Here is a 12,302-nt window from a genome sequence, read left to right as displayed (position 1 = left end):
TTAACCCTCACTATATTTCCTTTAAGCCTTTACCATTTGCAGGAAAAAGTCCAAATGATTTCTCATTTTTGCTTCGATCTTAGAGGTATCTTTTTGATCGAATCGCAGCATGTTATATTCGGCAATCATTGAAAAAATAGGGTATTGGTATTCTGCTGCTAATAATTTCGGATCAAATGGTTTTACCGTTCCTTTTTCAATCAGTTTCGTAAAGACAATTTCAAGAAAATCAGTGGTAGCAGCAATAATATCGTTTAGAAAAATCTCTCTTGCTATTGAATCCCGATAATGCTCAATATATAAAATTCTCCACAACTTTTCATTGGTGTCATTGTCAACATGATTCTTAATATTTTCAAAGCCTTTTTCAAAAAACTGTTCTATACTTGAAGATTCTAAAATTTGATCGAGAAGATGGACAGGAGGAATAGTCTTTTTAAATTCATTTCTAAAAATATCAAAAATGGTTTCCAAAATTTCCTCCTTATTCTGGAAATGGTTATAAAGTGAACTTTCCTTAATCCCTACTTCTTTCGTGATCGTTCGAATCGAAACTCCGTTGAATCCTTTTCGGGAAAATAAATCAATCGAAGTTTCTAAAATCTTATCTTTGGTTGTTTTTTTGGCTGTGTCATGATTTATATCCATTGCAAAAATCGCTCCTAACTGGTTTGTGAAAGTACTTGTTTCGTCATAATTTCATTAAATTTATCTTCTTCTTCGAAACAGGCTAAATGTCCCGATTCCTCAAATACAATCAATTGCTTTTTCGGGGCCTTTAGCAGGTGGAAATACTTCTCAACTTCATCTAAAAATACAATTTTATCATGTCTTCCCATAACAAAATAGACTGGAACCTCTACCTCAGGAACTCGGAGAAAAAGGTTGATCGATGTCATCTCTTCCCATAAATGTGTAGCAGAGAATCCAAACCCCTTCATGAAGGTAGCTTTTTCTTTTAAGTTTAAGTGACTGCTCAAGAAATAGTTAAGATTAATAACATTGGCATTTCTTTTATGGGTAACCCCATTGAATTTTGTCAGCCATTTCCTTTGTGTTACCATATCATCCATCGATTTGTACACACCATTCTCTGGAAAACCTATCGCTTCTAATTGCTTTATTGCTTTTTTATTTCCTTGTAATTTTGCCTTTTCCAGTGCAAAGCGATACGATTTTTTCTCCTCTTCCGTCCGATTCACTGGTTGATTAATGCCAACATATGCATGGATTTTTTCTGGATACCTTTTAGCATAGGTTAGGCCAATAACGGCTCCTAGTGACTGCCCCATGATATAAAGTTTCTTTTGATTATATTTTCTGAGAAGCTGTTCAATTAATTCGTTAGCATCAGATAGAAGTTGATCAAGTGTCATGCTTTTTGCTTCAACCTTTTCAGAAAAGGACTTGCCCGAACCTCGTTGATCCCAATTGACGACCAAATAATGTTCTTCTAATGATGCATTATATTTTCGTTGTGCTCCCGTTTGCGGACTTCCTGGTCCACCATGTAAGAATAATAAAAGTGGCAGCTGGTCACTACTCCCCCGGATTGTATACCATTGTTCCACTCCACCGAGCATGATTTTTTTCAATTTAGAAATACTGCCTGCTACAATCTCCCCGTTTGCATCCCGGTATGGTGGCATATAACCTCCAAATAATCTTTTTATCATCTATCTCATCCCCAATATAAATAAACTAACGTTCGTTAGTTTATTATATGATTGGTTTCCAAATAATGCAATAAATAAAATTCAAAAAAATGTAATTTTTGGACCAAATAAAATCTATCACTCATAAAATATATGGGTAAATGCACATCTGTTTCAAAGGAGATGAATTGAATGACCATAAGACGGGCTACGTATTATGAAGCACATGCCATACTAAATTACCATATGAATGTGATGAAAGAAGCAACCATGGGGTATGTAAAGGCAAGCCGGGAAAAGGTGTATCAATTGATGACACCATTTTTAAATAGTGGCGGATATTACCTTGTCCGTGAAAAAGACAATATTATTCAGGGCTGGGTGGGCATCGGTAACACGATTGATTACAATACTGATGAAAAGGTCGGTTTTATTAATGAAATGTATGTCCTTCCCCCCTATCGCAAACAGGGGATTGCCGAAAAATTGTGCAAGGCTGCCTTTAAGCAACTAAAAATAGAAGGATATGAGAAGGTTCATTTAAATGTCTATCATGGCAACCATGCCAAACAGCTTTATCAAAAACTTGGTTTTCAGGATGTTTCTACCTTAATGATGAAAAATTTAGATTAAAATGGAAAAGACTGTTGAACCATTCTCAACAGCCTTTTTTGAATGCCTGAATGGGGTAATTAATTGTCGCTAGCGCTTCTTTGTTCGTATTTATAAGAATTAAAGTGGAATATTTGCACCTCTACCTTCAAATCCTTTAACGAATCCTTCGTTAAGTAAAACTTTTTGGATTTTTTTAACGCATGGTACTTCGACGGGTGCTCTCGAAACCATTTTTCACCTACATTTAAAAAATCCGAATTACTTTCTATTCCTTGTAGATAGAGAGAATGTATTTTCCTTTTGACTTCTTCTTCGATCAGATTTTGTAATTTTTCTAAAGGGACATCTTTCACTTTTTCCAGTAAATCTGCTTGGGTTTGAATCACAATTGAAAAGTTTGGTTCCGAGGTGCCCTTTTCATATTTCACTTTCATTTTTGGTGAACTCATCTTTACGGCAGCAACAAGTTTTCCATCCTCTTCAACACGTTGATCGATGGATACTTTGTCCTCTAACAGCCAATTTATATAAAGCGCATCATGAAAGGGAATCTCCTTTATATATTTTTGTTGTTGGAACATAGCATAACCATCATAATATAACACCGGGTAGCTTTTGTGAGCCTTCCAACTTTTTTTATCTATTGTTAATACGGGCAATTTGGCTACACCCATTGGTTCATGAAATTCTCTTAAAAATTTTAATAATGACATCGGTCTAATTTCATCCTGTAAAATCTCATTTGTATTTTTTTTATATAACACAGTGTACACGGCTGGATAATTAAACAATGCTTTAATATTAAAAACATCCCTAATTTCTTCTCTTGTCGTCATCACTCTTATTGTATGTCGTAATGAACGATTTCTCCCAATTTCCTCTACCACCTCTTGAAAACGGTTCGTAAGGATGCGGTCACTTATGACAATCGTATTGACATGACCAAAAAATAAAGGCGGCTCTGATTCCTTATATAATTCCCTCACGGCTAAATTTAATGTTTCTCCTGTGGCTGAAGCGACAAAAGTTGGAATGGGTTCTGTCGGTTTACTTCCCTCTTGCTTCGCTACATTCGCAAAATTTAAGGATTGAAGGTATACCGTATACTCCTTCTTTTCAACATGATAATCCATTCCGATTGCCACAATATACGTGATGTCTTGAATATTTTTCAAGCCAGAACAACCTGTTAACAGAATACATAAAGCTATAAAAGCAACAAACCATTTTCCATTCATGACTGATCGCCGCCTCTTGTTGAATCTTCAGGACTTGTCATGGTTGTTCTTGACTTATAGAATTGTCGTGGTGCCATTAGAAATTCCTTGATAAATTCTTTTATCCCAAGAGGTGCAAGCGATCCAAGGTATGGAACTCCAAATGAAGTAAGGGTAGAGAAGTAAAAAGTTGTTAGGATGAAACCAATGATAACTCCAAATAAACCTAAAAAAGTACTTAATAATATGATCGCAAAACGTAGGATGGTAATGGCTGAGCTCAGGTTTTGGTTCACTAGCGTAAAAGAAGAAATGTAGGTAATCGCAGCCACGACAAGCATCGTCGGTGAAGTCAACCCTGCGCGGATTGCAGCATCTCCTACAATAAGCCCTCCTAAAACAGCAACTGTCTGCCCAATGGCACGAGGCAGACGCACGCCCGCTTCATTAAACAACTCAAATAAAAATAAAACGATAAACATTTCAATCGGTGAGGATAGAGGGATCCCGAAACGTGAGACAGTAATGGTTGCAACAAGTAAATAGGGAATTTGTTCAATATTAAAGGCTGATAATGCAATCCATGCCCCGGGCAGAAAAGCTGAGATGATGAGACCTAGCATTCTTATTAATCTTTCAATAGTGACGAAAGCATAATTAATATAGGAGTCCTCTGGCGATTTCGTTTGTAATAATAAATTGACTGGTGCGAAAGAAACCGTTGGATTTCCCTCCACTATGAGCGCAAATCTCCCTTGGTTTAACACCTGAACAACAAAGTCCGGTCTTCCCGTATAGTCCATACTAGGAAAGAAAGAATACGGTCTATCGCGAACATACGATTCCAACTCATTTATGCTTGTCAAAATATCTAGTTCAACCTTTTCTAACCTTTTCTGGACTTCTTCCAAAACTCTTTGATCGAGTAAGTCTTCGATATACAAAAGGGCTACTTTTGTTTTGCTTCTCTTCCCTATCGAGTACATTTCTAGGCATAATGATGAAGTATTTAATCTTCGACGCACTAATGAGATATTGGTATTTAAATCTTCAACAAAACCATCTTTTGGTCCTCTAATCGATGTCTCAAGAGCAGATTCTTCCGGTTGCCTTTTCGGTAAGTTTCCCGCATGGATACGTAGAAATGAATCCCTTAATAAAAATAGAACATTCCCTTCAAATAGAAGGTTTGATAATTCTTCAATCGATTTTGAAGTGACTTCTTCTGCTTGAAGTAATGTTTGTAGTTTCCATTCAACAGAACCTTCCATTTGTTGACTTAATCTCGGAAAGATGTATTGATCTAAATAATGGATCTCAATTAAGCTTTCAAAATAGATGATTTCAAAAGTTTCTTTATCTGATTTATGTTCTTTACATAGGAAATCTTGACTTTTTTTGAATTGCGCTTTTAAGGTATTTGCTTTTTCCTGTAAAACCTCATTATGAAGATGTTTCGAACTTGTTATCCTAACCATGATATCCATCTCTTTTCCTTAAAACGAATAGAATGATTGCTGAAAGTAATATTTGAATAAGGAAAAATATCATTGTTCCTGGCAAAAAGTATAAATAAATAAATTTATTAAATGAATAGGCCTCAACTTTTATCGTCATGAAAGCAAATAACAACAAGTACATCACAATTACAAACTTAAAGTTCAATCGATAATGGTTCATTTTTTTTATAAAGAATGTCCCTAAGAGATACATGAATAATCCAACTCTGATTAATGCTCCGCTTAACCACTGAAACAAAGCAAAAAAATCTAAATGGGATATATATTCCCCAATGCTGAGTATCCGCCATTGCTCATAAGCCGGATAACGGAGTTTAACTGCTTCTGTAGGACCAAATTCCATAATCGAAGCCGTTAGCGGTCCAAATATCAACCCCGTTAACACCGTTAATAAAATTAATAAATGCTTAAATTTAATCGGACCCTGTGAAAAGGGCTGCAATAATACCACAAGATAAACTTCTAGAAGTCCTGATAACACATAGATTCCCCCTTTAAAAAGAGGATTTATCCCCTCATCTAACACAGGGAATAGAAGACTCGGATCTTTCAAGGTGGTGTTTGTAATGGCAATAAATATTCCAAATAACATAACAAGGGGCAGCAAAAGTCCACTAGAAATAGCCATAGATTTAATACCACCGAGTGTAATGAGAAAACAAACGGTCACAAGAATACAATTGATAATAAATACGGAGTAATCTGCGAGAAAATAGGCATTTAACCAGGTCATCAAATCCCGAAGGGTTACATAGGCACTGGAAAATAGGAAAATGATGACCGGAATCGATAAAACCGAAAAAAAGAATTTTCCAAAGCGGTTTCGAATCAACGAAAAGAACCCTTCCGTCGGACTATTTACCACAATGAAATAAATGAGCCATAGAAAAAAGATTGAAATCGGAAAAGTGACAATAACGCTTAACCAACTATCTCTTCCTGCTGCAGTAAGCAAATTAGGAATCAAAATCACATGATTAAGTATTCCTGTGGAAAGGACTAGAAGTAATAATAATTGTTTTGGGACTAATACTTTCATTAAACTCTGCATTAAAAACCACCATAAATCCATCGTATTTTTCCTATTATTTACTAAATAAAAATAACTATGTTTGTGATTTACTCTTTTTGTAGAAGATAGCCATGATTTACTTGGGGATACAAGCATGAAAATCTGATATAGTAGTATTTATGAACCCACAGAAAGGAATTAATAAAAAATGAAATGTTATTCCATTGATCTTGACGGAACACTGCTAAACTCAAAGCATGAAATATCAGAGGCAAATTTAGAGGTATTGAAGAAATTAGAAGCAGATGGACACAGCGTTGTTTTAAATACCGGCCGTGCATTTGCCGATGTCATCAAAATAGACGCCATTAATAAGATGGAAGTGCCAATCTTTTGTGTAAACGGAGCTGTCCTTTACTCGAAAACACGTGATATTCTTTTTGAGGCAACGATATCCGTTGATGTCTATAAGGAAATTTTTGCTAAGTTAAAAAAATTAGGTGTTGGAATTCTCGTATACACCAATCACGGCGGCTTTCCTTCTACACTTCCTCCGTTACAACAGAAAAGCAAGCAAGAACTCGATACCCTTTTTCAAGAATACGACTATGATCAAATATTAAAAAGTAGCGATTTGAAAATTTATAAACTGATAGCTTTGGTTCACAATGACGAGCTTGAAAGAGTAGAAGAAGTAAAAAACGAATTGGCAGATCATTTACCGATTACTATGGCGTCTTCTTTTCCAAACAATGTGGAAATAACCTCAAATGAGGCTCATAAAGGTAAGGCTCTATTACGTTACCAACAAATGATGAATCTATCGTTTGACGAAATTATCGCCTTTGGTGATGGAGGCAATGACCTTGCTCAATTTGAAGTGGCCACCACTTCAGTTGCTATGGGAAATGCGCCGCTCAAGATCCAACAAAAAGCCGATATCATTACTAAAACCAATGATGAAGATGGATTTGCTTATGCTGTTATAGAGCATTTACAGCAATTTCGTCATGTGAAAAAATAATTGATTTTATGAAAGCTGCCTATTGAAGGCAGCTTTTTCTATAATTCTATCGAGGAATATTATTCAGAAAAATCAATCTTTTTATTATAATATCTGCTATAATGAAATATATCCCATTAACGAAGGGAATAACTATGTAGATTAGGAGGAATCGCATGTATAAAATCAAAGAAAAAGAAAAATTATTCATTTACACTGGACCAGATGGATCTGGCAGGAAAACCGTTGCAAAAATGGTCGCGACCGCATTTGATATGGAAACGGTTCTCTCATACACCACTCGCCCTCCCCGTCACTACGAACAAAATGGCGAAGATTACCACTTTGTGAAAGAAGAAACCTTCAAAAAATTACTAGACAATCAGGAATTCCTTGAAAGCGTTGAGATTGATGGATTTTATTATGGTATTCGCGAAGAGGATATCGTCAAGGCATTTGAAAACCACAATCTTGTGTATTTAACGCTAAATCCAGAAGGTACGGAAAAATTGAAAAACATGTATGGGGAACGTGTCATGCGATTTTTCATCTATGCCGACCGTAATACCGTCATTGAAAGACATAAAGCAAGGCAGGATAATGATGCCGACATCGAACGTCATCTTGCCCATTATGATGAAATCATGGCATATAAAAACAGCTGTGAACATGCCTTTGAAAATTATGATTCCCCACAGATTTCTTTCCAAGTAAGTGAAGTGATTGAAGCTTTTCTAGATAGAAATAGAATTATCACAGATTATTAGGCCAATAAAAGAAGAAAAGCTCTTGTCAATAGTAGACAAAAGCTTTTCTTCCTTTTTTATTTAGGCTAACTGAGCAAATTTTTCCGAAAAAGATGCTTCTTGCCTGATTTGCATTTCTTGTTGTTCATTAATTTCTGCTATTCTGCTCTCTTCGAATCTTTTCAAACGCTGTGCACTCGTATCTTTGTCTAGCAAGGCCTCCGTTAAAAATGGTGCTAATAAATGAGCATCTTTCATGCCACAATTAATGCCAATCGCACCAGTAGGCGTCATCGTATGCGCAGCATCTCCTATTAACACCAATCCATCCTCTACCCATGTCTCACTGCGGGAGCTTTGAACTTTTAAACATACAAAGTCCTTCCATGAGCGAAGATGCGCAAGGATGTTCTCTTTAAGTTCAGGAAAGCTTGCAATCAAGGGTTCAAGAAAAGGTTCAATGGATTCCTTTTTTAGGGATAGAAACGAACCTTCTGCAATATTCCAGCCAATTTGGATAAATCCACCTGTCTGAGTGAACAGCGCAAGCTGATGACCATTCACAAGGACCATTCTCGTCGTAGGCTCCCAACCTAATGGAGCTGGTATTTTCGCCCACAAAACATCATACCCGTGAGTCTTTTCACAAGTAGGAATTTTCGCCAGCCTCCTTACCGTTGAAAAGCGCCCGTCTGCTCCTACAACGATCTTGCTTGAAATCATAATTTCTTGTCCATCCTTGATGGCTTTCACACCAGAATAATAGCCTTCTTCATTCTGTATCAAGTCTTTAAGCGTTGTATTAAAAAGCTGATGGTAATGGGGAATTTGTTCAGATTCCTGAATAACCGCACGGAGTAAATGAGATTGTGGAACATGAATCCCGACATGATCCTCACTTGACGGAACGATTGTGTTTACAATCGTATTCCCCTTAAAATACTCGACCTTTTTCATTTTAAGGATGCCAAGTTTTTCAACTTTTTCAAACAAATGATGCTCTCTCAAAATAGCTTCTGTTTCAGCGTTAATATGTTCTCCACGAAATTCCCTGTTCACCCCAGCAGATCGCTCTATCACAATGGTTGATATACCGTTTTTAGCTAATAAATATCCGAGTAATGTCCCTGCTGGTCCACCGCCAACGATACAAACATCTGCATGTAGATTCATTTTACCCACCTTTGGTTTAAATATATATTAATTTTATTTAAAAAGTTTCTTTATAAGAAAAAAAGTTAAGTATAGAATAACAAATTTAACCTAATTTTTCAAACCATTTTATCCATTGAAAAAGGACCTAAAATTGGGTCCTTTAACATTAATAGCCTTTATATGCATTAACCTTATTATTAAGCGGGATATTTTCCTCAATCTTTTTCAAGGTATCTAGGAAACAGGCAACACCTTCGTTCGGTGTCGTTACCGCTGAAATATGTGGAGTGATGTGAATACAAGGATGATTCCAAAATGGATGTTCAGGAGGCAGGGGCTCTTGTGAGAATACATCCAAGACTGCAAATCTGACCTTATTCTGTTCTAACGCTTGGAGCAGTGCTTTGTCATCAATCGTTAACCCACGGCCAACATTGATAAAGCCAGCATTTGATAGTTGGTTAAAGATATTCTCATCCAATAAATGAACAGTTTGTTCGGTCAGCGGTAAGGTATTAATGATAAAATCCATTGACTCTAACCGTGATGCATGGGAATCAATCGAATAGACTTTTTTGAAAAATTCTTTTTCTTGCCCACTTAAGGAAACACCGAAAACTTCCATTCCTAACCCAGACAATACTTTCGCTGTCATTTGCCCTATTTCACCCGTTCCATAAATCATGACCTTATGTTGATTTAATAGCTTCGGGGTCATTGGGCTCCAACTCTTTTGCTGCTTTAAATTTTGGAATTCATCGTGATATTGCATATCTTTCAGGATATAGCTCAAACAATACTCGGCAATTCTTTGACCGAAGGAACAAATGGTTCTCGTTAATAATACATCCTCATTCCATTCCTTTTTATATAAAAAACGATCGACACCAGCCCCTAATGAATGCACCCATTTCATTGTTTCGTATTCAAAATTAGACTTTAAATTAAAGGCAGCGAGAGCGTCAGCCCAGTCTAAATCATTTTGTGTCAATTCTTCTTCAGATAAATAGCGGAGATTCTTCTGTAAATTTTCCTTTTCAATAATCTCCTTGATTTCATTATACATCGGACTTACAAAGAGAATATTATTGATTTTCATGAGATTTCACCTCTGACTTTTAGTAAAGTTTTAAGAGCTATTTTTCATTCATCCGTATTGAATCTATATTTACTCATTATATAGCAGCCCATCACTCTAGACTAGTAATAACCATGTGATGACATTTAGTAAATTTAGTGTTAATTCCAATTCAAATATATGAATGTAATATTAAGAAACAGAAAATCAATGTTAAGAAATGGAAAATACTATTCTCTTTTTCTTTAAAGCTTGTAAGATAAGGATTGTAGTAAAAAATGCAAGCATTCAAGGAGGAAGATGAAATGAAAAATTTCAAACAATGGTTACTTGCTATGATGGCCGCATTTATGTTAATTGGAGTGACTACAGCGTGCAGTGGAACAGACACAGATGATACCGAAACGGAAGAAACAGAAAATACCGATGATGAAGCGGAAAATACCAATGAAGAAAATGAGGAAACTGAAGAATAAATATTTGTTTGAACAAGACGGTAGCGGCCGTCTTGTTCATTCCTATTATTATTTATTCAACTCAGATAGGATTGGAAAAAGCTGTTGTAAATGCTGTATTTCATAAGTTGGAACTACTTCATTTCTCACTTTTTCATGACGATTAATCCAAACCGTCTTAATCCCAGCACGATTTGCACCGAGTACATCTGTCATTAAGTTATCACCCACCATAATGACTTCCTCTTTTGTGAGCGACAACAAGGATAATGCATGTTCAAAAATCCCAGGATCAGGCTTTCCCTTTCCATAATCACCGGAAATGACGATTTTATCAAAATATGGAACCAGCTCAGGAGTAATTGCTAGTTTCGTTTTTTGCAAATCGGGTGATCCATTGGTTAAGAGCAACAATTGATAGTGGTCATTTAATTGATCTAGTGTGTCGAAGGTCTCTTCATAAACAAACGGCAGATTCCGTCGCTCTTGTGGAAATCGTTCAGCTAACTCATAGCCAAAATCGGGATCATCGATGCCGATTGCCTTTAAGCCCATAGTCCATGCATCTTTCCGATACCTAGGAACAATGTCTTTCATTTTCCTAAATTCATCTTGGTCATCTAAAAAATTTCCCCATAACCCTTCAAAAGGGTTAATTCCAATCATTTGTGTAAAGTCATAGGTTTCATAGGAGGCATATAGATTTCTTGCCTCTTCCCTGACAGCTTCTTCTAATTGAATAACGTCTACTCCATATCGTTGATTCGCAATCTTACAGGTTGAAGCGAATGCTTCCTTAATGCTTTTCTGATCCCAAAGAAGGGTATCATCTAAATCAAAAAATATCGCTTTAATCATTTTAATGCCTCACTTTAACCATAGTTTTAACTAGTTTACCATTTTTGAAAATGAAAAAATAATATTTTGTGAAAATTTTATAAATTTCAATTAACAAAACAAAAAGCCCTTGTGCTATAACAAAGGCCAACCATTAAAATTTAATGCTGTATTTTTCTTTGAAGAATAAGAAAAGAAAGAAGACCACATGTGTCTTCTTTCTTTCCCCTCAGACGTATCCTTTACCACCTATGTGCCTTTGCGTTCGATCTAGCTATAATGTTATGTTGAGAGATTTTTGTGTGTCCGTTTACTTGAGAACTAGCACGCTTAGGCCGTGTCCAATTATTGAAGAACTTTTGAGAATGTGGATCCAAATGATCTTTAGTACTCACAATGAATCACCTCAATAGTTAGGATAGGGATACTCTGGAACGTGATATTACAGGAATATCACTTATAGTATTTGATTTGAGCCATATAAAAATACATAACCTATAAAGAAGAATCCAAGGTAATTTTGGCAATTAAAAAAGACAATCCAAAACGGAATGTCTTTTGTTTGCCTGGCAACGTCCTACTCTCACAGGGACAAAGTCCCAACTACCATCGGCGCTGAGAAGCTTAACTTCCGTGTTCGGTATGGGAACGGGTGTGACCTTCTCGCTATTGTTACCAGACTATTTGTTTGAGATTTTATTCCCTCAAAACTAGATAATTCAGAAGAAGTTAGTAAAAACGAGTAATGCCATAAGACTTATCCAGCTGCGGCTCCTAACTCTTCGGTCGTTTCGACTCGTCCCTACAAATCCAAAACCAGGATTTGCAGTGCCGGTCCTCCAACGCCTCTCAGAGTTGAACAGTCGCCTCCGCTTTTCTATTTGGTTAAGTCCTCGAACGATTAGTATCAGTCAACTCCACATGTTACCACGCTTCCATCTCTGACCTATCAACCTGATCATCTTTCAGGGTTCTTACTAGCTTGCGCTATGGGAAATCTCATCTTGAG

General features: G+C 36.3%; 13 protein-coding genes and 2 rRNA genes. 4 read left to right on the top strand and 11 right to left on the bottom strand.

The genetic code is table 11. The annotated features are described in order from the left end of the window. Positions 1-21: 21 nt before the first annotated feature. Together ACWM35_RS08045 and ACWM35_RS08040 are read right to left on the bottom strand one after the other, a co-directional pair. Positions 22-648, bottom strand: a complete 627-nt coding sequence (locus tag ACWM35_RS08045) for a TetR/AcrR family transcriptional regulator (protein WP_454817151.1) — start codon at positions 646-648, stop codon at positions 22-24. 14 nt (positions 649-662) lie between these two features. Further along, positions 663-1,676 (bottom strand): alpha/beta hydrolase, encoded by a 1,014-nt coding sequence (locus tag ACWM35_RS08040; protein ID WP_454817149.1) that lies wholly within the window; start codon positions 1,674-1,676, stop codon positions 663-665. A 171-nt stretch (positions 1,677-1,847) separates the two neighbouring features. On the opposite strand from ACWM35_RS08040, the gene ACWM35_RS08035 reads away from it, so the two are divergent. After that, positions 1,848-2,288, top strand: a complete 441-nt coding sequence (locus ACWM35_RS08035; protein WP_454817147.1) for an N-acetyltransferase family protein — start codon at positions 1,848-1,850, stop codon at positions 2,286-2,288. Between the two features lie 59 nt (positions 2,289-2,347). Here the strand turns inward: ACWM35_RS08035 and ACWM35_RS08030 are convergent, their stop codons facing one another. From ACWM35_RS08030 to ACWM35_RS08020, 3 genes are read right to left on the bottom strand one after another with little or no spacing between them, the layout of a single operon-like run. Then, positions 2,348-3,508, bottom strand: coding sequence for a Ger(x)C family spore germination protein (locus ACWM35_RS08030; protein WP_454817145.1), 1,161 nt, complete (start codon positions 3,506-3,508; stop codon positions 2,348-2,350). Then, complete coding sequence (locus ACWM35_RS08025; protein WP_454817143.1) at positions 3,505-4,965, bottom strand: spore germination protein; 1,461 nt, start codon at positions 4,963-4,965, stop codon at positions 3,505-3,507. The genes ACWM35_RS08030 and ACWM35_RS08025 overlap by 4 nt, the downstream gene beginning before the upstream one ends. Then, positions 4,958-6,058: an endospore germination permease gene (locus ACWM35_RS08020; protein ID WP_454817141.1), complete on the bottom strand. Its 1,101-nt coding sequence runs from the start codon at positions 6,056-6,058 to the stop codon at positions 4,958-4,960. The genes ACWM35_RS08025 and ACWM35_RS08020 overlap by 8 nt, the downstream gene beginning before the upstream one ends. Before the next feature lie 169 nt (positions 6,059-6,227). Between ACWM35_RS08020 and ACWM35_RS08015 the strand changes: the two genes are divergently transcribed. Both ACWM35_RS08015 and ACWM35_RS08010 read left to right on the top strand, forming a co-directional pair. Then, the gene (locus ACWM35_RS08015; RefSeq protein ID WP_454817139.1) at positions 6,228-7,043 is read left to right on the top strand and encodes a Cof-type HAD-IIB family hydrolase; all 816 of its coding nucleotides are present in this window, start codon (positions 6,228-6,230) and stop codon (positions 7,041-7,043) included. A gap of 155 nt (positions 7,044-7,198) precedes the next feature. Then, positions 7,199-7,789 carry a guanylate kinase gene (locus ACWM35_RS08010; RefSeq protein WP_454817137.1) on the top strand — a complete coding sequence of 197 codons (591 nt, stop codon included), beginning with the start codon at positions 7,199-7,201 and terminating at the stop codon, positions 7,787-7,789. Between the two features lie 60 nt (positions 7,790-7,849). Here ACWM35_RS08010 and ACWM35_RS08005 read toward each other — a convergent pair whose 3' ends face one another. Next, positions 7,850-8,941 (bottom strand): FAD-dependent monooxygenase, encoded by a 1,092-nt coding sequence (locus ACWM35_RS08005; protein WP_454817135.1) that lies wholly within the window; start codon positions 8,939-8,941, stop codon positions 7,850-7,852. Positions 8,942-9,089: 148 nt separating this feature from the next. Beyond that, positions 9,090-10,022, bottom strand: a complete 933-nt coding sequence (locus ACWM35_RS08000) for a D-2-hydroxyacid dehydrogenase (RefSeq protein ID WP_454817133.1) — start codon at positions 10,020-10,022, stop codon at positions 9,090-9,092. 284 nt (positions 10,023-10,306) lie between these two features. Here ACWM35_RS08000 and ACWM35_RS07995 point away from each other — a divergent pair, with 284 nt between their 5' ends. Beyond that, complete coding sequence (locus ACWM35_RS07995; RefSeq protein WP_454817131.1) at positions 10,307-10,477, top strand: hypothetical protein; 171 nt, start codon at positions 10,307-10,309, stop codon at positions 10,475-10,477. Positions 10,478-10,525: 48 nt separating this feature from the next. Here the strand turns inward: ACWM35_RS07995 and ACWM35_RS07990 are convergent, their stop codons facing one another. The 4 genes from ACWM35_RS07990 to ACWM35_RS07975 form a co-directional block, all read right to left on the bottom strand. Beyond that, on the bottom strand, positions 10,526-11,314 hold the full coding sequence (locus tag ACWM35_RS07990; RefSeq protein WP_454817129.1) for an HAD family hydrolase: 789 nt from the start codon (positions 11,312-11,314) through the stop codon (positions 10,526-10,528). Positions 11,315-11,535: 221 nt separating this feature from the next. After that, on the bottom strand, positions 11,536-11,688 hold the full coding sequence (locus tag ACWM35_RS07985) for a YpzG family protein (protein ID WP_454817127.1): 153 nt from the start codon (positions 11,686-11,688) through the stop codon (positions 11,536-11,538). Between the two features lie 169 nt (positions 11,689-11,857). Next, positions 11,858-11,973: ribosomal RNA gene (gene rrf, locus ACWM35_RS07980) — 5S ribosomal RNA — on the bottom strand. Positions 11,974-12,174: 201 nt separating this feature from the next. Continuing rightward, positions 12,175-12,302: ribosomal RNA gene (locus tag ACWM35_RS07975) — 23S ribosomal RNA — on the bottom strand; the annotation flags it as partial.

It is taken from the genome of Neobacillus sp. K501 (genome assembly GCF_053749995.1).
This window is presented reverse-complemented; position numbering and strand designations above follow the sequence as displayed.